17 protein-coding genes are annotated in these 19,499 nt (G+C 46.5%); 9 read left to right on the top strand and 8 right to left on the bottom strand.

The features are described 5' to 3' along the window. Positions 1-75 precede the first annotated feature (75 nt). From DB398_RS15720 to guaA, 6 genes are all read right to left on the bottom strand, one after another. Positions 76-513: an RrF2 family transcriptional regulator gene (locus DB398_RS15720; protein WP_108425411.1), complete on the bottom strand. Its 438-nt coding sequence runs from the start codon at positions 511-513 to the stop codon at positions 76-78. Between the two features lie 105 nt (positions 514-618). Next, a complete protein-coding gene (locus DB398_RS15715) occupies positions 619-1,680 on the bottom strand; it encodes a family 20 glycosylhydrolase (protein WP_108425410.1) in 1,062 nt (353 codons plus the stop codon). 121 nt (positions 1,681-1,801) lie between these two features. Next, positions 1,802-2,335, bottom strand: a complete 534-nt coding sequence (locus DB398_RS15710; RefSeq protein ID WP_108425409.1) for a DUF922 domain-containing protein — start codon at positions 2,333-2,335, stop codon at positions 1,802-1,804. After that, positions 2,323-2,727 (bottom strand): OsmC family protein, encoded by a 405-nt coding sequence (locus DB398_RS15705; protein ID WP_108425408.1) that lies wholly within the window; start codon positions 2,725-2,727, stop codon positions 2,323-2,325. The genes DB398_RS15710 and DB398_RS15705 overlap by 13 nt, the downstream gene beginning before the upstream one ends. Continuing rightward, the gene (locus DB398_RS15700) at positions 2,705-4,849 is read right to left on the bottom strand and encodes a LysM peptidoglycan-binding domain-containing protein (protein ID WP_108425407.1); all 2,145 of its coding nucleotides are present in this window, start codon (positions 4,847-4,849) and stop codon (positions 2,705-2,707) included. The genes DB398_RS15705 and DB398_RS15700 overlap by 23 nt, the downstream gene beginning before the upstream one ends. Then, positions 4,846-6,378 (bottom strand): glutamine-hydrolyzing GMP synthase, encoded by a 1,533-nt coding sequence (gene guaA / locus DB398_RS15695; RefSeq protein WP_108425406.1) that lies wholly within the window; start codon positions 6,376-6,378, stop codon positions 4,846-4,848. The genes DB398_RS15700 and guaA overlap by 4 nt, the downstream gene beginning before the upstream one ends. Before the next feature lie 199 nt (positions 6,379-6,577). Here guaA and pgmB point away from each other — a divergent pair, with 199 nt between their 5' ends. Beyond that, a complete protein-coding gene (gene pgmB, locus DB398_RS15690) occupies positions 6,578-7,237 on the top strand; it encodes a beta-phosphoglucomutase (protein ID WP_108425405.1) in 660 nt (219 codons plus the stop codon). Between the two features lie 211 nt (positions 7,238-7,448). Here pgmB and bshC read toward each other — a convergent pair whose 3' ends face one another. Beyond that, entirely contained in the window at positions 7,449-9,050 is a 1,602-nt protein-coding gene (gene bshC, locus DB398_RS15685; protein ID WP_108425404.1) for a bacillithiol biosynthesis cysteine-adding enzyme BshC, read from the bottom strand. A 148-nt stretch (positions 9,051-9,198) separates the two neighbouring features. Here bshC and DB398_RS15680 point away from each other — a divergent pair, with 148 nt between their 5' ends. The 4 genes from DB398_RS15680 to DB398_RS15665 all read left to right on the top strand — a co-directional run bounded on the left by DB398_RS15680 (position 9,199) and on the right by DB398_RS15665 (position 14,875). Continuing rightward, complete coding sequence (locus tag DB398_RS15680; protein WP_108425403.1) at positions 9,199-11,649, top strand: M14 metallopeptidase family protein; 2,451 nt, start codon at positions 9,199-9,201, stop codon at positions 11,647-11,649. Between the two features lie 115 nt (positions 11,650-11,764). After that, positions 11,765-13,075: a carboxypeptidase-like regulatory domain-containing protein gene (locus tag DB398_RS15675; RefSeq protein WP_108425402.1), complete on the top strand. Its 1,311-nt coding sequence runs from the start codon at positions 11,765-11,767 to the stop codon at positions 13,073-13,075. 84 nt (positions 13,076-13,159) lie between these two features. Continuing rightward, positions 13,160-14,212, top strand: a complete 1,053-nt coding sequence (locus DB398_RS15670; RefSeq protein ID WP_108425401.1) for a S66 peptidase family protein — start codon at positions 13,160-13,162, stop codon at positions 14,210-14,212. A 147-nt stretch (positions 14,213-14,359) separates the two neighbouring features. Further along, positions 14,360-14,875, top strand: coding sequence for a porin family protein (locus tag DB398_RS15665; RefSeq protein ID WP_108425400.1), 516 nt, complete (start codon positions 14,360-14,362; stop codon positions 14,873-14,875). Positions 14,876-14,953: 78 nt separating this feature from the next. On the opposite strand, the gene rocD is transcribed toward DB398_RS15665, so the two are convergent. Continuing rightward, positions 14,954-16,198, bottom strand: coding sequence for an ornithine--oxo-acid transaminase (gene rocD / locus DB398_RS15660; RefSeq protein WP_108425399.1), 1,245 nt, complete (start codon positions 16,196-16,198; stop codon positions 14,954-14,956). Between the two features lie 215 nt (positions 16,199-16,413). On the opposite strand from rocD, the gene rlmD reads away from it, so the two are divergent. The 4 genes from rlmD to DB398_RS15640 are packed head-to-tail and all read left to right on the top strand — an operon-like array spanning position 16,414 to position 19,452. Continuing rightward, positions 16,414-17,826: a 23S rRNA (uracil(1939)-C(5))-methyltransferase RlmD gene (gene rlmD, locus DB398_RS15655; RefSeq protein WP_108425398.1), complete on the top strand. Its 1,413-nt coding sequence runs from the start codon at positions 16,414-16,416 to the stop codon at positions 17,824-17,826. A 30-nt stretch (positions 17,827-17,856) separates the two neighbouring features. After that, on the top strand, positions 17,857-18,366 hold the full coding sequence (locus DB398_RS15650; protein WP_108425397.1) for a DUF6452 family protein: 510 nt from the start codon (positions 17,857-17,859) through the stop codon (positions 18,364-18,366). Beyond that, positions 18,347-19,108 carry a DUF6048 family protein gene (locus tag DB398_RS15645; protein ID WP_108425396.1) on the top strand — a complete coding sequence of 254 codons (762 nt, stop codon included), beginning with the start codon at positions 18,347-18,349 and terminating at the stop codon, positions 19,106-19,108. Before DB398_RS15650 ends, DB398_RS15645 begins: the two co-directional genes overlap by 20 nt. Positions 19,109-19,110: 2 nt before the next feature. Beyond that, complete coding sequence (locus DB398_RS15640; RefSeq protein WP_108425395.1) at positions 19,111-19,452, top strand: VOC family protein; 342 nt, start codon at positions 19,111-19,113, stop codon at positions 19,450-19,452. Positions 19,453-19,499 lie beyond the last annotated feature (47 nt).

Raw genomic sequence — 19,499 nt, 5'->3', positions numbered from 1 at the left:
TAGTATGATTTAAAAACAAAAATATAAAACATATATTTCCTACCAAATTAATAGGATTTAAAATTATAAAAAAAATTACTTGTTTTCCCTTAGCCTTTCTTCCCTTTGAAGTATGTTGGTCAGGGTAGCCGTATGTAGTTGGGCCACGGTATGCTTTCGGATTTCCATGGCGACCTGTCTGATGCCGCAGGTAAGTTCATCCACACATTCCTCGCAGCGCTCGTAGAAATTCTCCGATACACAGGGTAAAAGAGCGATGGCCCCATCAAAGAGCCGCATCACCTCGGCCATATGGATCTCATCGGGGGACTTGTTCAGCGAATAGCCCCCGTATTTGCCCTTGGTACTTCGCAGAATACGTGCATTCTTAAGTTCGGCCAATATGGATTCCAGAAATTTGAGAGGGATGTTCTCCTCTGTGGCAATACTTCTGACCGATACCGGTTGTTCCTCCAATTTAGATGCGATATGCACCAAGGCCTTGATGGCGTATTTTGACTTTTTTGATAACATCGATTGTACTGAAGTGCCCCTAAAATACAATTAAAGTATTTAATGCGCCGAGCTATTTTGCCAGAAAGATTTTAAACTTCCTCCCCTACGCCTTCATTGCCTTCGTTATTTTATGAACAGCGCCTTAAAGGTCGTGGCATCGTTTTCTTCCTCCGGGTTCTCCTCTTGGAACATTTTCAGAAAATTGGAAAAACTGGTCCATGAGGTATGCAGCATTCCCCTGTAGCGGGGTTTCATGTCGGCGGTGGCATCCTTTCGGAGTGTTCTCAGCATTTCTTGCTGTTCCAAGGCCACTTCGGGCTTTCGCCAAGAGCAGGTGGCCACATCAAACCCGTTCATGGCAAAATGGATGGCTGTTGGGTCGGGTCGTTCATAATGCCAATCGCAGATCATCACATCCTTGGGGATAAGGTCTATGGCACGGTGGGTATTGTTCATGCTGGCCTCCCACATGCCCATTCCGGTGGTCTTGCCATCGATCAAACGATCGCCCCAGATCCAGAGCCGTTTATTGGTCTTGGCCAAGTGGTTCCTGATCTTGGTGACCTCCCCTGCAAAGAGTTCCGCCTTGTCCCTACCGTTGCATCTGGGGCAGTTGGGCATCCCGATATAGAACACCTCGTCCATGCCCGCATGAAAGGCATCGGCCTTAAAGGCCGTTGTGATCTCATCCACAAGATCAAAGACCACTTTGTGCACCTCGGGATGGAGCGGACAATAGCTTTTACAGTACAGCCCGTCCGCATTGGGCCATTTGTACTCCTCTGGGATTTTCACCTCTGGGGTCTCATCAAATTCTGGATAGACCTCCAATAATTTTCCGATCTTATCGGCCCAGGATTGGTGTCCCAATAAATTGATCTGGGGAACAATCTGGATTCCGTGCTGTTGACAAGCGGCCACAATGGCATCCACATCCTTTTGCGTGAGCGGGTTTCCTGTAACCAGTTCTGGATGTGAGGTGTATTGAAAATTGTAATCGACCCGCAGTACCAGTGTATTGATCTTTCGCGGAGCCAGTTCTTCATTGATGAATTTCACGAACCGGCCCACATTGTCCTTATCGGGGGCCGCGATGGCCAAACCGCGTAAGGGCAATTGTTCTTCCTGTGCCCGGAGCAAGAAAACCGTAAACATCAAGAAGCAAAACTGTACTGTTTTTTTCATGTTTGTGTATTTTAGGTTGCCTTTAGAGGTAGATTGAACCTATCAAAGCTATACAAACATATCGATTTTGTTCATTTTTTGGAATTGATGGGATTTGAATCAATACACCTACCTACGCCTTTTACTGCACTGCTTCGAGGGCTTCGGTAATCTTTTGGTTCCACTCCAACTGTTTTTCCCGGTTTCTGGAAAAGTTGGTCTCCCAGTCGTACTGATCCTGAAAATCCTGAAGTTCCTTGAGGATATCCTTATAGATTTTTCGCACTTCGGCCTTTACATCATCAGAAAATGAGGTGCGTTTCAGCCTACCGCGCATTTTACGGGCGAAGAGTTCCGAAATGTCAAAATGGAGCTGTTCGTGGGCCAAAGTATTGTCGTTGCAGAGTGTCGGCCTATACCAAGATTCGTTCGGATAAAAATGGGCAGTTACCTCAAAATCCAGTTTTACTTCGTGGTGCAACAGGTTGGCGGAATAGGAATAGCTGATGCCACTGGCCGTAGTGGCAGCGGGAACGGCGGCCGGGGGAACTTTCCCCTTAAAATCGTCCCAGGTGAGCCTAAAGTTTTCATTCCAAGGGACACCCTCCTCAATTTCTTGTGCAGATCCCAAAAAACCGAGAAAAAGCAGGCATCCTATGAAAACTATCTTACCCAATGAAAATCGATTACTCTTTCAATGTCTGGATGTAGGCTATAGTGCACAGGGCAAGTGTTCGCGGTGTGTACCAGAATTTTTCTGTTCTTTTCGGACACATCGGCGGGAAGTTCCAGTTTCACCTCAATTTTGGATATCCGTCTTGGGTTGGCGGCCATGTGTTTGGTCACCTCGGCAGTGGAACCTGCCAAATCCACACCCAAGTCCCTGGCCTTGATGCCCATCATGGTCATCATACAATTGGCCAATCCGGTCGCCACAGTGTCCGTAGGGGAAAAGGCCTCTCCCTTTCCATTGTTGTCCACAGGTGCATCGGTGATGTATTCGCTTCCTGACCTGACATGGACACAAGTGGTCCGAAGGTCTCCGTTATAGGTTACTTTTGATGTCATCGAGATTCACTTCTTTGATCTGTAGGTCTTCGTACTTCATAATATAACAGGCTCGGTTGAAGTAGCCTGAGGTCCAATCGTTCAAATAATCAAAGCTGTTTCCGGTGTACTCCGTTAGCCCAATGATCTTGGAAGTTTCAAAAAGGTTGTTCTTATGGGCCAATTTCAACAAAATGTCGAAAGTAACATCAAAACCACGCACCGCATAGCGATCGGGCTTCAATCCATTATAACGCTTTTCATAGGCCGCAACAAAAGTGTCGTTGCCCGCTTCCCTGTAAAAGGACGGATAGGTGAACTGCAAATTGGACAAATGGGTCATGGAAACTGCATCGTCCTCAAACGCACCGTTGTAACTGGTGGTGAACATGCGTACTTTTGTCTTCTCCGTGTTCGCCGAGTTCAATATAGAAGTTACGCTGGCCACCATGTTGGGCTGCTCGGTTTCGAGGAACACCCAATTTTCCTTGGTATCCGAAAGTTTTACAAGAAATCGGTCCAAATGGAGTGATTTGTTGTCTATGATCTTTGCAATCTGCGCCGCCGGGAATTTGGAGAGAATGGAGTCGTGTGCCACCTGATGGGTGGAATCCGCTACAATGATCACATTCTCTCCTTTGTGTATTTTTTTCATGTAGGACAGCATTTTATCCCGCAATACGGCATCGCGCGGTACGGAGAAGAAAACGTTGCCATGGCTCAACTTGCTTTCCGAAGCGATAGGGGCAATCACGGGAATGTTCTTGCTGGCCGCTTGCACGGCAACCTCGTTCAAAGCCTCTGAGGCCACTGGGCCAATGATGGCGTTCACTCCGTTCAGGTTTTCCCTGAACAGGATTTCCTTCACCTTGGCTTGGCTCAGTTCGGTATCGTACGTTTTCACATCGACGGAAACACCCAGTTTCTTGATGGAATCCAAGGCTACCAAAGCCCCTGAATAGAATCCAAGGCTAAGGGCAAGGTCCCTTCGGTTCTTGATCATGCTCTCGGCCTTTTCCCTGTCGTTCACATTTACGCGATCTAGCCTGAAGGGCAGCATAAAGACCAGTTTGGGCCTGTTCATGACATCTATACTGTCTATCAGATTGATCTTGTCCAGTACCAAGGCGTTTTTCACCTCTAGGCCTGCGGCCTTTTCCTTGGGGAGTTTGAGCACCATTCCTGCCTTGAGTCCATTTTCAAGGTCGGGGTTCAGGCGGAACAGTTCCTCCCTGGAAATGTTCAGGTTTTGGGTGATCCTGAAAATATTCTGCTTGGGCTTTACTTCGTAAAAGATGAAGTTTTCGGTATTCACCGCCCCGGATGTGGCCTTTTTCTTGGGCAAACGGATGACCATCCCATCCTTGAGACCACCTTGTTTCATGATCTCTGGATTCAATTTGACAATGGAATCCGAAGGAATGCCATACTCCCTTCCCAAACTATATAAGGTCATTTTTGGGGGAACGGTGTAAGAAGTGAACAGGTCTACTTGCTGTTCCTTGAGGCTATCCCCTTTGGGGCGGGGAAGTTTGAGTTTCTGTCCCGCTGCCAAATAATTGGTGGTATTGTCCAGATCAGGGTTCAGGAGCAAGAGACTGTCAACGGTAATGCCATATTTATGGGCAATGCTCCATCGGGTCTCTTTGGGCTGAACGGTATAGGTCTCAAAATCGAGATCTCTTTCATCATCGATGGCTTTCTTGGAAAACTTGGGAATCTGGAGTACCATACCTTTTTTCAACTGCTCGGAATAGAGCTGTCGGTTATAGCGCTTGATCTGATCCTCGGTGACCTTGTACTTTTGGGTAAGCCCGAACATGGTCTCCTTTCTTTTTACCCTGTGTCGTGTGTAGCCAATGGGTTTTTCTTCCTGAAGTTCTTCCTCGGCAGGTTTTTTTTCCTCCACCTTCACGGCCCCGTTCAACGGAATGATCAACATGGTGTTGACCTTGACATCGGCAGCGCTTTTGATTTCTTTATTGGCCTGTAAAATGGAGTATGGCGTAACCCTGTACTTCTGGGAAATGCTCTGTAGCGTTTCCCCCTCTTTTACGGCATGTGTGGCATAATTCTGTGCGGAAACCGGGATTGCCGCCAAAAAGATGACCGCAATGACCAGTTGTAAGATGTTTTTTTTCATTCCCATTCTATAGTTGCAGGTGGTTTTGAGCTGATGTCATACACTACTCTATTAACGCCCTTGACCTTGTTTATTATATCGTTAGAGGTCTTTTGAAGGAATTCATAGGGTAAATTCACCCAATCTGCCGTCATTCCATCGGTACTTTCAACGGCCCTGAGCGCGACACATTTTTCATAGGTACGCTCATCTCCCATGACCCCGACACTATCTACGGGCAAAAGCATGGCTCCGGCCTGCCAAACCTTGTCATAAAGTCCCCATTTTTTCAAACCTTCAATAAAAATGGCATCCACTTCTTGCAAAATGGCCACTTTTTCCGGGGTGATGTCGCCCAAGATCCGAATGCCCAATCCCGGCCCGGGAAATGGGTGACGCCCCAAAATGGATTCGGACATGCCCATGCTGGCCCCTACCCTTCTCACCTCATCCTTGAACAACATTTTCAAGGGCTCCACGATCTTCAATTTCATATAATCGGGCAATCCACCTACATTGTGATGGCTCTTGATCACTGCGGAAGGACCACCACTTGCCGAAACGGATTCGATCCTATCTGGATAAATGGTGCCCTGTGCCAACCATTTTGCATTTTCCACTTTATGGGCCTCATCATCAAAAACTTCGATGAAGACCCTGCCAATGATCTTTCTTTTTCCCTCGGGATCGGATTCTCCCTTCAGAGCGTCCAAAAAACGTGCCGAAGCATCCACTCCCTTCACATTGAGTCCCATGTGCTTGTATTGGTCCAGCACATTTTCAAACTCATTCTTGCGCAAAAGGCCATTGTTCACAAAAATACAGTGCAAATGATCCCCTATGGCTTTGTGCAGCAACATGGCCGCTACGCTGGAGTCCACGCCTCCGGACAACCCAAGGATCACTTTATCGTCCCCGATTTCCGCCTTTAGTTCCTCTACCGTGGTCTCCACAAAGGCATCGGGGGTCCAGTCCTGTTTTAGGCCGGCTATGTTCACCAAAAAGTTTTCCAATATTCTTTTCCCATCGGTGCTGTGATAGACCTCGGGGTGGAACTGAATACCGTATGTTGTTTCGCCATCAATTTTGAAGGCTGCATTTTCCACATCGTGTGTACTGGCCAAACGGATACCGCCTTCGGGAAGTTCCTTGATGGTATCACTGTGACTCATCCAAACCTGGCTTCCTTGATCCAGACCTTTTAAAAATTCCTCGTCATTTTTCACGAAGGAAAGATTGGCCCTACCGTATTCCCTTGTCGCGGATGGTGCCACATTGCCCCCATGGAAGTGGGACAGGTATTGTGCCCCGTAGCAAATGCCCAACAATGGCATTTTCCCCTTTATCCCAGAAAGATCTGGATGCGGAGCGGTTTCCGATCTGACGGAGGAAGGCGATCCCGAAAGGATCACGGCCTTATATTCCGAAAGGTCTTCGGGCAGCTTGTTGTATGGTTTTATTTCCGAGTATATGTTCAGTTCCCTAACGCGTCTGGCGATCAACTGGGTGTACTGGGAACCGAAATCCAAGATGAGTACGTTGTTATGCATGGGCAAAAATAGCAATTTGCTTTAGTTGAAAAAGTATGTTTTAAAGGATATTTATGACACTTTTTCAAAAGGCCGCCTATCCCCATGGATTCCAGTGGTGTGCCATTTCCAATAACACCCTTTGGAAGAACATAACCTTATGTAGTTTTTTTCTTAACAGTTTTCGTCATTTATTTGCGTTTCCTAATACCAACAAAACATGATCAAGGGATTCATCTTTGATTTGGACGGAGTGATCACTGATACTGCCGAGCTGCATTACGAAGCCTGGAAAAAACTTTCCGATGGAATGGGCTGGCACTTTGACCGCGAACTCAATGAAAAACTCAGGGGCATTTCCCGAATGGATTCCATCAAGGTCATCATGGACCATAACCATGTTATCCTGACCGATGATGCCGTGGTTGAGCTTGCCACCAAAAAAAATGACCTCTATGTTGATAGTTTGGAGAGCATGACCCCCGAGGATTACCTTCCCGGTGCCAGGGAACTGCTCACCCATTTACGACAAGAAGGGTTTCTGGTCGCTTTGGGAAGTGCCAGCAAAAATGCGATCAAGGTACTCCAACAGCTCAATGCCATGCACTATTTTGATGTGATCGGGGATGGAAACAGTGTGGCCAAGAGCAAACCCGCTCCGGATATCTTTTTGTATGCTTCCGAAAAATTGAAACTACAACCCAGCAACTGTGTGGTTTTCGAGGATGCCGAAAAAGGCATTGATGCTGCGATTGCCGGTGGGTTCCACAGTGTAGGGATTGGACCCAAGGAACGAGTGGGCCATGCCGAGCTGCGGTTCAATACCATGAAGGAAGCCACCTATTTTGAGGTCAGGTCCTTCTTTTCCGATTTTTTCTGATTTCTTTTTAAAAATGGATATAAAAGCAAAAAGCCCCGGGAACCACTCCGGGGCTTTTCAATAAAATCAAAACCAACCTAAACATATGAGTTAACCAACTCATAAATCTTTACTTTTTCATAGCAACTTTCAATAACAAAACAACCATAGGGAAAAATACCCTACCTGTTTTTTTACTTTTTTTTTAAAAAAATCGATTTTTCGTCCTTGATCAGGATTTCAAGATGAGGAATCCGTCCCGGAAAGGATCCAATGCATCCAATAAAGTTGGGATCAGGGAGTCCCCCATTTCGAGGTACATCTCGGAAAAATTGAGCTGTCTTTCCTGAAGGGACCTGTTGGGAAACAGCTCATTCTGAAGGTCGGTCAGCCGGACCACATGGTCCTTCAGTTTTCTTTTCTGGGCCAGCAACAGGCGTTTTTCCAAGGCATCCAACCCTTTCTTTTGCTTGACTTCCTGGGCCTTAACAGCACCCATAAAACTCTTGTCGGTCTGCTCCGCCAATTCGTACATCAACCGGAACTGTTCTTCCAAAAGTTTTTTCTGGGGAGTAAAATCAATATCGATATTGGAAATCTCTCGAATCTTTTTGTTGATCAGCGAATGTTGTTTCAGGAAAAGGTTGGAAACCTTTACACCGAGTTTTTGTACTTTTTTGTACTGCTTCTCCGTGACCAGCAAAGCTGAATTTCGGAGCAAGAGCATGGGAAAGGTAATTCCCATATCCTCAAAATAGGGTTTGAGTTCCAACCAATAGGCCAACTCACCTCCCCCGCCAATATAACAGAGATTGGGCAGGATCACTTCTTGGTACAAAGGCCGGGCGATCACATTGGGTGAAAACCGCTCTGGGTGCAGCTCCAATTCTTCCCGGAGCTCATCTGGCGTAAATTTGATAGGGGTGTCCACCACATAAAAATCCCCCTTCTTTTCCACGATCCGTTCCCTAAGGCCATCCTTCAGATAAAAATAATTGATTTCCCTAGGATTCACTTGTATGGTATAGTCCGAAGATATCTGGGCAAGCGCGTCAATGGTCTCCATTACCTTATGGAAGGGCTTATGTTCAAAAATATCCTTCTCCGCAAACGGCACCAGCAATTTCTTCAGTGCAGCATCATCCCCGTCCACAATCACCAATCCTTGGTCGCCAAACAGTTCATTGGCCAAAAAACGGGTGGCCTCGGCAAGATTGTCATGCTCCAAGTAGGCCTTTCGGAAAAGATTTTTCAATTCTTCCGCTTTGGTGGTCTGCCCCAATTCGGCGGTCAGTGTATCAAAAAGGACCTCCAGGCCCTCTGTGGACAATCTTCCCACCGCGCCGGACGCTTTTCTGTTCCACAGTATCTTTTTTCCGTGCAGGTTGAAATAATTGATCTCTTCAAAATCATGGTCCTCGGTGGCCATCCAGTAGACCGGCACAAAATGATGGTTCAGATGCCTCTCCTTCAATTGCTTCGCCAAGTTGATGGCCGAAACGATCTTGTACAAAAAATATAAGGGACCAGTGAAAAGGTTCAATTGATGCCCTGTGACCACAGTAAACGTATGGGTGCTCCCCAAGGAAGAAATGTTGTCCAAAGTGGCTTCCGTTACCTCAAACCCAATGTATTGCTCCTTCAAAGAGGCCACCAAAATTGCCCTGTGGGCATCTGGATAGTTTTCCTGTTTTTCCTTGATCTGCCCTTCAAAGTTCTCCGGCAAGGGAAATCGGTTAAAAAATGGTTTTAGTTCCTCCCGTTGGTCCAGGTAATCGCAAATGAGCTTTGAAAAATAACCTGTTTCCTTAAAGGGTACACAATCTACTTCCATTAAAACTGAATGAGGTGGTCAAAGATAATTCTCTTCTTTTTTACTAATCCTAAAAATACGTTAATTACTTTTTTGACCATGTGACCTTTGAAAATTGTAACTCTAGCTGAATTTATTGTTAGATTTGGTTTGAACTAATTGACCACGCATGACCCGATTTTTATTTTTGGCAGCCTTCCTCTTTGCCCTTTCCATCCACTCCCAACAATTGAAATCTCCCTCTGAATTTTTGGGATATGAACTTGGAACGGAATTTACCCGCCATCACGAAGTGGTGGATTATTATGAATATTTGGCCGAAGCGGCCCCAGATCGGGTAAAACTCACCGTTTATGGGCAAACCAATGAACGTAGGCCCCTATTGCTGGCCTATGTGTCTTCCCCTGACAATATTGGCAATCTGGAAACCATACGCCAAGAACATTTAAAAAGTACCCAAGGAAGCGGAAGTTCCGAAAAGGCCATTGTGTGGCTCAGCTATAACGTGCATGGAAACGAAAGTGTGAGTACCGAGGCCTCGATGAAAACCATTTATGAACTTTTGACATCCAAGGGCTCCTATTTGGAAAATACCGTCGTCATCATGGATCCCTGTGTTAACCCGGATGGCCGTGACCGTTACAGCAATTGGTACAATCAATACAAGAATACACCCCATCAGGTGGACCCCAACAGTAAAGAACACAACGAAGGGTGGTGGAACGGACGCAGCAACCATTATATGTTCGACCTCAATCGCGATTGGGCCTGGCTTACCCAAGTGGAAAGCCAACAGCGCATCAAAAAATTCAATGACTGGTTGCCCCATGTGCATGTGGACTTCCATGAACAGGGAGTGGACAATCCCTACTATTTTGCACCCGCTGCCGAACCCTATCATGAGGTCATCACAGATTTCCAACGTGATTTTCAGATTACCCTGGGGAAAAACCACGCCAAATATTTTGATGCCAATGGATGGTTCTATTTTACCAAAGAGGTCTTTGATCTTTTCTATCCCAGCTATGGGGACACTTTTCCCATTTATAACGGCTCCATCGGGATGACCTACGAACAAGGGGGAAGTGGAAGGGCCGGCCTTGGAATAATCACCGGGATCGGGGACACCCTCACCCTGGAGGACAGGATCGCGCATCATTTCACCACTGGACTTTCCACTGTAGAGGTTTCTTCCCAGAATGCCAAAAAACTCAACGAAGAATTCAAGAAATTCTACCAAAACCAAAACTTCAAGTACAAAAGCTACGTGCTCAAGGGCAACAAGGACAAACTGGATGCCTTGAAATCCCTTTTGGAAAAACATGAAATACAGTTCGGGGACCTTTCCACTGGTTCTTACAAAGGCCATGCCTATGGTTCCGGAAACAATGGAAGCATGTCCGTTGACAAAAACGGGATGGTAGTCTCCACCAATCAGCCCAAGGGCACCTTGGTCCAGGTACTTTTCGAGCCCAATGCAAAACTTACCGACTCGTTGACCTATGACATCACCGCGTGGTCACTGCCCTACGCCTATGGATTGGAAGCCATTGCCTCCACTTCCTTGGTAGCACCCCAGAACAACGGGGATGTGACATCTAAATCTATCATCAATCCCGACAGCTATGCCCATCTTACGGACTGGAACAGTTTAAAAGATGCCAAATTTTTGGCCGAACTCCTCAAAGAGGGCATCCGGGTCAGGAAAACGGACCATCCCTTTTCCATTGAAGGCAAATCTTTTGAACGCGGTACTTTGATCATCACCAAAGGTGACAATGCCCACGACCCCAATTTTGTCCGAAAACTGCAAACCATTGCTGCCACCCATCAAAAAGAAATCGTGTCCACCAGCACTGGTTTTGTGGATTCCGGAAAGGATTTTGGCTCATCTTACGTACAGATGATCACCCAGCCCAAGATCGCTGTGCTTTCGGGAGGCCCTACCTCAACACTTCGCTTTGGCGAGATATGGCACTTTTTTGAGCAACAGCTGCATTATCCCTTGACCGTTATCGATGATGAATACGCCAAAAGGGTCGACTTGGGCAAGTACAACATTCTGATTTTACCCGATGGCCGTTATGGCAACTATTTTAATGAGGACCAACTCTCCGAACTGAAGGACTGGGTGCGAAAAGGAGGCAAGATCATAGCCATGGGCGGTGCCATCAGTGCCTTGGACGGGGAAAAAGGGTTTGGCATCAAAACAAAGGAAAAGGAAAAAGAGACGGAACAGACCCATATCCCACTCCCCTATGAGGATGCCGAAAGGGAACAGATAAAAGATGCCATTACCGGGGCGGTCTTCAAGACCAAGGTGGACAATACCCACCCACTGGCCTACGGCTACGGAACGGATTATTTCACCTTGAAACTCGGCAGTGCCAGTTACGAGTATCTGGATGGGGGCAATGCCGTTTATATGGAGGACAGTACGAGACCATTTTCGGGTTTTGCAGGCAGTAAGGCTCTAAAGAAAATCTCGAAATCCTTGATCTATGGTTCGGAGCAATTCGGCAGGGGCCAAGTCATCTATATGGTGGACAACCCATTGTTCAGAGGGTTTTGGGAGAATGGGAAGCTCTTTTTTGCCAATGCCCTATTCATGGTCAACTAGAACCATAGACAGTTGATTATAAAATGTTTAGTCCATGTTATTTAAGATATCAGAAGATACTACGGATTCCAAAATTTTGTATCTTTAATAGCACTTTCACGTAAAAATTTTGGGTATGCAACTGAACAAACCATTTCCACGCTCGTGGAAAACCGCGTCAACATTGTTTTTCGCAATGCTGGTCCTGACATTTGTTGGCACCACCAAGGCCCTTGCATTCCAAGAAGGTGCCGTTGATTTTGACCAATATAGTGGTGAAGTGGTGGACGAGTCCACAAACAAACCTTTGGTTTTTGCCACGCTCACCGTGGAGGGCACCAATATTAGCACCATTACCAATACCGAAGGAAACTTCCTCCTGAAAGTACCCAAAAACAGCACCAGTTCAAATGTGATCGTATCCTTTTTGGGCTACCGTACCGAAAGTGTGCCCCTATCCGAACTGAAGCCCGAAAACAACAAAATTTCCCTTGCGGTATCCGTTACCCAATTATCGGAGATCAATATCAATGCTCCACGGGACGCCATGGCATTGGTACGTGAAACCATGGCCAAAAGAGATGAAAATTATTTCGGTGACCCGACCCTCATGACCGCTTTTTACAGGGAAACCATTAAGCGGAGAAGAAGGAACGTATCCTTGGCAGAAGCGGTGGTGAACATCTATAAAACATCCTACAGTTCCAACAGGGACGACGCCGTGGAACTCTACAAGGCAAGAAAGAGCACGGACTACAGCAAATTGGATACCGTGGCACTCAAACTTCAGGGCGGACCGTACAACACCTTGTACGTGGATGTGATGAAATATCCCGAATACCTCTTCTCCAATGAATCCATTTCCAACTATAAATTTTCATTTGACAGGTCCATCAGGGTCAATGATGCCTTGATCTATGTCATCAAATTTGCCCAACACGAAAATATCCTGGAACCTTTGTATCAAGGGGAGCTTTACATCGATGTGGAAAAAAGAACCCTGACCAGTGCCATCTTTTCCTTGAACATTACCGACAAGGACATGGCCGCTCAACTCTTCGTCCGAAGAAAACCTGCAAAAGTGGACGTTTGGCCTACCGAAGTTGCCTATAGGGTGGATTATCGGGAAAAAGAGGGGAGATGGTATTATGGATATAGTAGTGTTACGATGGAGTTCAAGGTAAATTGGGCCGATAAATGGTTCAATTCCGTGTACAGCATGACCGCAGAAATGGCCATAACCGATTGGGAGAGAAATATGAGCGGTGAGCTTCCCAAGAACCGGGAACGCATCAAGAAATCCATTATTATGGGCGATGAGGCCATAGGTTTCACCGATGCTGATTTTTGGGGCGAGTACAATATCATCGAACCCGAAAAATCCATAGAATCGGCCATACGCAAAATACAACGGCAATTGCGCCGCGACGAGCGGAACAGCGACTAGGTCCAAATCCGCGGGCTAATTTTTTTGTGCATATATTTACTTTGGCTTTTTGCCATTGGTAATGTATAATGCAATCCTTGCCCAATGTCCAAACGAAGAAACTTTTTAAAATCGGTGACCGTTCTTGGGGCCACTACCCTTTTGCCACAGACCGGATGGGGAAATGAACCACAATCCATCGCACATCCCATCATCAAACCCAAAAAACTAAAAAAAGGCGACACCATTGGCTTGGTGGCCCCTGGCTATGCCATCAAACCCGAAGTCTTACAAAGGGCATTGCAAACCTTGGAGAAAATGGGGTTCAAAACCTTCCATACGCAGCGTATCATTGGCAATCATGGCTATTTCAGCAATACGGACGAAGAACGGGCCATGGATGTGAACCAGATGTTTGCCAACACTGAAGTGGATGGCATATTGTGTGCCCGTGGAGGATATGGCTGCACCCGAATCCTGGACCGTTTGGATTACAATACCATTCGGAACAACCCGAAGGCACTCATCGGGTTCAGTGACATTACGGCTTTGATACAGGCCATTTACAGTGAGACCGGACTGATCTGTTTTCACGGCCCCGTGGGCAGCACACTGGATGATTCATACAGTCAAAAGTATTTTAAAAAAATCCTGATGAAGGGAAAGGATGTCCAACCCATCAAAAACGTAAAGCTGAAAGATCAAGAGTTTCTGGAGAATCCAGAATATGAAAGGTATGTCATCACCCCAGGAAGCTGTCAAGGCGAACTTGCAGGTGGAAGCCTTACCTTGGTCAATGCACTGATAGGCACCCCCCACGAAATTGATTTCACGGACAAACTGGTGTTCCTGGAAGATGTGGAAGAAGCTCCGTACCGGATAGACCGTATGCTGACCCAACTCATTGAAGGCCCTACATTTTCCAAAGCAAAAGGAATCATGATCGGGGTCTGCAAAGGATGTGACCGTGAAAAAAACGACACCAATTTTACCCTAAAAGAAGTCATCATGGACAGGATTGCACCTTTGGGCATTCCCGCTGCCTATGGGATGAGTTTTGGGCACGTTCCCAACAACTTTACACTTCCCGTGGGTATCCAAGGAGCTTTCAATGCCGATGAAATGGGTCTGGAACTGCTGGAGGCCGCGGTTTTGTGACGCATTTCCAAATGAAATTACTTCTTTGATCATCAAAAAAATATACTACAGTCATTCCACAAGATTAGAACGCTTCACAACAAAAAAGAATCTGCATTTGGGTGTATTTCTATATTTGGCACCATAAAACATAAACCTTATCTAAACATGAAAAGAATTGTATTAGCAACCGTTGCTGTAATTGCATTGGCATTTTCAGCCCAAGCCCAAGATGTAAGATTTGGGGCGACCGCAGGGTATCTGAATGCAAGGGGAAGCGTTAAAGCCGAAGGCATTAGCATATCCGCCTCAGAATCTGGTTTTTACGTCGGGGGTGTAGCTGACTTTATGGTCTCTGAGAGTTTTAGTGTCCAACCAGAACTTCTCTTTGCAAGCATTGATGGGAGCAATGGCCTTTTGCTTCCAATTTTGGGCAAATTTGCCATCTCGGAAAAATTCAATTTTCAAGTTGGTCCACAACTGGTCTTTTCCTTGGAAGATACCCCAGAGGACTTTAGCAGTGTTGAGTTTGACATTGCAGGCGGAATCGGCTATGACATTAATGAAGATTTCTTCATTGAGGCCAGATACTCCTTCCAGATCAACAACTCCTACACCGGTAGCGAAGATGTAAAGGTCAGGGGAAATTATTTGACCATCGGGATGGGATACAAGTTCTTATAGGAACTCTTCTTATCGAACCAATATAAAAGGGAGCAGTGAATCACTGCTCCCTTTTTATTTTTAAGTTACATATGACGGCTACTTGGAGAAATCCTGAAGTGTCTTGATGATGATGGAAACACAATCCATCAATTGTTCGCGGTTCATCACCAAAGGTGGGGCGAACCGGATGATGTTCCCATGGGTCGGTTTGGCCAAAAGTCCGTTTTCCTTCAGGGCCATGCAGATGTCCCAAGCTGTGGAACTGTCCTCACTATCATTGATTACGATGGCGTTCAGCAATCCCTTGCCACGAACTTTTTCCACCAAATCGCATGTGGGGATGAACTTGTTCAATTCTTCCCGGAACAATTCCCCCAATTCCTGTGCATTTTGGGCCAGTCCCTCTTCCTTGACCACTTCCAAAGCCGCCATGGCCACAGCGGCTGCAATGGGGTTGCCCCCAAAAGTACTTCCATGGCTACCCGGAGTGATGACCTCCATGACCCCATCATTGGCCAAGACCGCAGAAACAGGATAGACTCCCCCTGAAAGGGCCTTGCCCAAGATCAAAATGTCCGGTTTTACCCCTTCATGGTCCACGGCCAACATTTTTCCTGTCCGGGCAATCCCGGTCTGCACCTCATCAGCAATAAAAAGCACGTTGTATTTTTCACAAAGGGCCTTGGCCTTTTTCAGATAGCCTTCGGAAGGTACATAAACACCTGCTTCACCCTGTATCGGTTCCACCAAAAATCCGGCTATATGCGGATTGGCTTCCAACGCTTTTTCCAAGGCCGTCAAGTTATCGTAAGCAATCTTGATGAAACCTTCCGTATAAGGCCCATAGTCTGTTCGGGCCACAGGATCATTGGAAAAAGAGATGATGGTGGTGGTCCTACCATGGAAATTGTTCTCGCATACCACGATCTGGGCCCGGTCTTCGGGAATCCCTTTCTTTTGGTAGGCCCATCTACGGCAGATCTTGAGGGCCGTTTCCACGGCTTCCGCCCCCGTGTTCATGGGCAACAGTTTGTCAAACCCAAAAACTGAGGTGGCATACTGTTCATATTTGCCCAACATGTCATTGTAAAAAGCCCTCGAGGTCAGGGTCAGGGTCTTGGCTTGGTCCATCATGGCGCTGATGATCTTCGGGTGGCAATGCCCTTGGTTCACCGCCGAATAGGCCGACAGAAAATCATAATACCTTTTCCCTTCCACATCCCAGACATGCACACCTTCCCCCCTGCTCAAGACCACGGGCAGCGGGTGGTAATTGTGGGCTCCGTGCTTGTTTTCCAAATCGATCGCTTGCTGCGAAGTCAAATGCTCTAAAACAATCATTTCAATAATGATTAAATTGATAAAACAACCATTCCTACTGTACCTTTATTCTTTCGGAGTCCCGAAAAAGCAGCGTGGGAGAGAAATCATCCCTTGGAGTGGCCGCAAATTACAAATTATTGCCCAAAGATAAAGGGGAAGATGTGGGCAAAGTTTTAGGGTCGATTTAAGATGCTCCACCATGACAAATGCCAAAAAGAGGTTACTTTTGCCGCATGCGACGAAAGAATAAACGACAGACGTTTGAACAGGTAGAAGTCATCGATGCCGGCGCCAAAGGAAAATCGGTGGGGAAAGCACCGGATGGCAGGATCATCTTTCTATCCAATGCCGTTCCGGGCGATGTAGTGGATGTGATGACCACCAAAAAGAAAAGCGCCTATTTTGAAGGGGTGGCCACCCATTTCCATAAGCTTTCCGATAAACGAACAACCCCAGAATGCCAACATTTTGGGACCTGCGGTGGGTGCAAATGGCAACATATGGGCTATGGGTACCAACTGTATTTCAAGCAACGGGAGGTGGAGAACAACCTCAAACGCATAGGAAACCTGGAACTTCCAAAGGTGAGTGCCATTCTAGGTTCCGAAAAGGAATATTTCTACAGGAACAAGATGGAATTTTCTTTTTCCAATAGTAGATGGCTCACCCAAAAGGAAATTGTCTCGGAGAGGGATTTTGAAGATAGGAACGCCTTGGGTTTCCATATTCCCGGCATGTGGGACAAGATATTGGACATCAAAAAGTGTCACCTTCAACAAGACCCTTCCAATGCCATCCGACTGGAGGTGAAAAAATTTGCCGTCGAAAACGGACTGGCCTTTTTTGACCCCAGAAACCAAAAGGGATTACTACGAACGCTCATGATACGGACGACATCCACCGGGGAAATCATGGCACTCCTCCAATTCTTTGAGGACCAAAAACAGGAAAGGGAACAGTTGCTGAACCATTTGATGGAAAAATTCCCGGAAATCACTTCGTTGCAATATGTGATCAACCCCAAACAGAACGACACGATCTACGACCAAGAAGTGGTCTGTTTTTCTGGTCGCGACCATATTTTTGAGGAAATGGAGGGGTTACGGTTCAAGATAAATGCCAAATCATTTTACCAGACCAATTCGGAACAGGCCCATGTGCTCTACAACGTGACCAGGGATTTTGCCGGGCTCACTGGTGATGAACTGGTGTACGATTTGTATACTGGCACAGGGACCATTGCCCAATTTGTCTCCAAAAAGGCCAAAAAAGTGGTGGGTGTGGAATCCGTTCCCGAAGCCATTGAAGATGCCAAGGCCAATGCGGTCCTAAACGGCATTTCGAACGTGGAATTCTTTGTGGGCGATATGAAAAATGTGTTCAATGATGATTTTATCGCCCAACATGGCAGCCCCGATGTAATCATTACCGACCCTCCAAGGGATGGTATGCACAAACAGGTGGTGGAGCAATTGCTCCAGGTGGCACCGCCCAAAATCGTCTATGTGAGCTGTAACAGTGCCACCCAGGCAAGGGACTTGGCTTTGATGAAGGACACCTACAAAGTGACCAAGGTGCAGCCTGTGGATATGTTCCCACAGACCCATCACGTGGAAAATGTTGTACTTTTGGAAAAACGGGTGTAATTGTTGAATTAAAATCCGCTACTATTTGGAATGAAGAGAATAATCCCCATCCTGCTTATCCTATCATTGCTCATCTATTTTTCTTCCTGCGAAAAAGATGACATCTGTGTCAACGGGGACACACCGCTTCTGGTCATTGGTTTTTTTGACATAGAAGATACCACTGTCGCGAAGGACGTGCCATCGCTCCGTATCAAAGAAGTGATCTTGGACAGCACCCTCAACACCTTTACTGACCGGGCCGATTTGGACTCGATAGGGATTCCACTCCGGAACGATGTGACCAGCACCTCATTTGCCTTTATCAACGATTCTGCCGATGATGATGAGACCGATGCGGAAACAGGAAACATTGATTCCCTGACCATTTCGTATACCACAAGGGAAGATTTTGCTTCCCGGGCATGCGGGTTCGTGATCAATTACGATGGTATCAGCATTACGCTCCCTGAAAGTGCAACCAATTGGATACAGGACATTTCTGTTGTCCAACAAACCATTGAAAACTCCAACAACATCCATGTCAAGATATTTCATTAGTCTTTTCGTTTCCATGGTACTGCTCCCCATTTGTATGTTGGGGCAGAGTGAACCTATAGACCTTCAACCCAAGGATACGGTGGAGTATAAGGATGAATATGGCCTTCGGGTGGGTGTGGATTTGAGCAAACTGGTGTTGTCCTTTGCCGATGAGGACTATACAGGCCTGGAATTGGTCGGGGACTACCGATTGACCCAAAAACTCTATTTGGCCGCTGAGATCGGGAACGAGACCAAAACACAGGGAGAAAGCCTGAACAGTACCCTGCTTTACAATTTCAAGACTTCGGGAAGCTACATTAAAGTGGGGGCAGAAGTGAACACCTACCAAAATTGGTTCGGGATGAACAATTCCATTACCATCGGGGGAAGGTTTGCCGCTGCAAGTTTTAGCCAGACCCTGAACGATTACACCATTTTCAACAGCAATCATCTATACAATCCCGACTTTTTGCCGGGCATCCAACCCAATGAGGAATTCAGTGGTCTGAACGCTTCGTGGTTGGAGTTCGTCATGGGCATCAAGGCCGAACTTTTCGCCAATATTTATATTGGCATGAGTGCCCGTTTGGGATTCTTGGTTTCCAATAAGGAAGATGAGCGCTTCCCGAACCTCTGGATCCCAGGCTTCAACAAGGTGACAGATGGGAGTAATTTTGGGGTGAGCTACAACTATAGCATTTCCTACTTCATCCCTCTATATAAAAAATCAAAAAAGAAAAAGGAAGAACCCGAACAGTAACCATGGAGAATAGCCATATCAATTATGTGGAGTTCAAGGCAAATGACCTTCAAGAAATAAAGGCTTTTTATGGCCCTACCTTTGGTTGGTCGTTCACGGACTATGGTCCCGATTATGTTGCCTTTTCGGATAGTGGGCTCGAAGGTGGTTTTGAAAGAACCGAGGAACAGGCAGTGAACGGAGCTTTGATCGTACTCTACCATGAGGACCTGGAAGGCATACGGGAAAAGGTGGTCAACGCAGGGGGTGTCATCGTAAAGGACATATTCCCGTTTCCCGGCGGCAGAAGGTTCCATTTTACCGACCCATCCCATAATGAACTGGCCATTTGGTCGGACAAATAAGCAATTCCAACTTCGTTGATCCCAACAAAAAAAGGACCTGAATTTTC

Source organism: Flagellimonas amoyensis (assembly GCF_003058265.1).
In the GTDB taxonomy this organism is placed as follows: domain Bacteria; phylum Bacteroidota; class Bacteroidia; order Flavobacteriales; family Flavobacteriaceae; genus Flagellimonas; species Flagellimonas amoyensis.
This window is presented reverse-complemented; position numbering and strand designations above follow the sequence as displayed.

What these genes read in the sequence shown, in the direction of transcription:
- DB398_RS15715 (WP_108425410.1), bottom strand. Translation starts at nt 1,680, where the DNA reads ATGAAAAAAACAGTACAGTTTTGCTTCTTGATGTTTACGGTTTTCTTG.
- DB398_RS15665 (WP_108425400.1), top strand. Translation starts at nt 14,360, where the DNA reads ATGAAAAGAATTGTATTAGCAACCGTTGCTGTAATTGCATTGGCATTT.
- DB398_RS15650 (WP_108425397.1), top strand. Translation starts at nt 17,857, where the DNA reads ATGAAGAGAATAATCCCCATCCTGCTTATCCTATCATTGCTCATCTAT.
- DB398_RS15670 (WP_108425401.1), top strand. Translation starts at nt 13,160, where the DNA reads ATGTCCAAACGAAGAAACTTTTTAAAATCGGTGACCGTTCTTGGGGCC.
- guaA (WP_108425406.1), bottom strand. Translation starts at nt 6,378, where the DNA reads ATGCATAACAACGTACTCATCTTGGATTTCGGTTCCCAGTACACCCAG.
- DB398_RS15640 (WP_108425395.1), top strand. Translation starts at nt 19,111, where the DNA reads ATGGAGAATAGCCATATCAATTATGTGGAGTTCAAGGCAAATGACCTT.
- bshC (WP_108425404.1), bottom strand. Translation starts at nt 9,050, where the DNA reads ATGGAAGTAGATTGTGTACCCTTTAAGGAAACAGGTTATTTTTCAAAG.
- rlmD (WP_108425398.1), top strand. Translation starts at nt 16,414, where the DNA reads ATGCGACGAAAGAATAAACGACAGACGTTTGAACAGGTAGAAGTCATC.
- DB398_RS15705 (WP_108425408.1), bottom strand. Translation starts at nt 2,727, where the DNA reads ATGACATCAAAAGTAACCTATAACGGAGACCTTCGGACCACTTGTGTC.
- DB398_RS15645 (WP_108425396.1), top strand. Translation starts at nt 18,347, where the DNA reads ATGTCAAGATATTTCATTAGTCTTTTCGTTTCCATGGTACTGCTCCCC.
- rocD (WP_108425399.1), bottom strand. Translation starts at nt 16,198, where the DNA reads ATGATTGTTTTAGAGCATTTGACTTCGCAGCAAGCGATCGATTTGGAA.
- DB398_RS15720 (WP_108425411.1), bottom strand. Translation starts at nt 513, where the DNA reads ATGTTATCAAAAAAGTCAAAATACGCCATCAAGGCCTTGGTGCATATC.
- DB398_RS15680 (WP_108425403.1), top strand. Translation starts at nt 9,199, where the DNA reads ATGACCCGATTTTTATTTTTGGCAGCCTTCCTCTTTGCCCTTTCCATC.
- DB398_RS15675 (WP_108425402.1), top strand. Translation starts at nt 11,765, where the DNA reads ATGCAACTGAACAAACCATTTCCACGCTCGTGGAAAACCGCGTCAACA.
- pgmB (WP_108425405.1), top strand. Translation starts at nt 6,578, where the DNA reads ATGATCAAGGGATTCATCTTTGATTTGGACGGAGTGATCACTGATACT.
- DB398_RS15700 (WP_108425407.1), bottom strand. Translation starts at nt 4,849, where the DNA reads ATGAAAAAAAACATCTTACAACTGGTCATTGCGGTCATCTTTTTGGCG.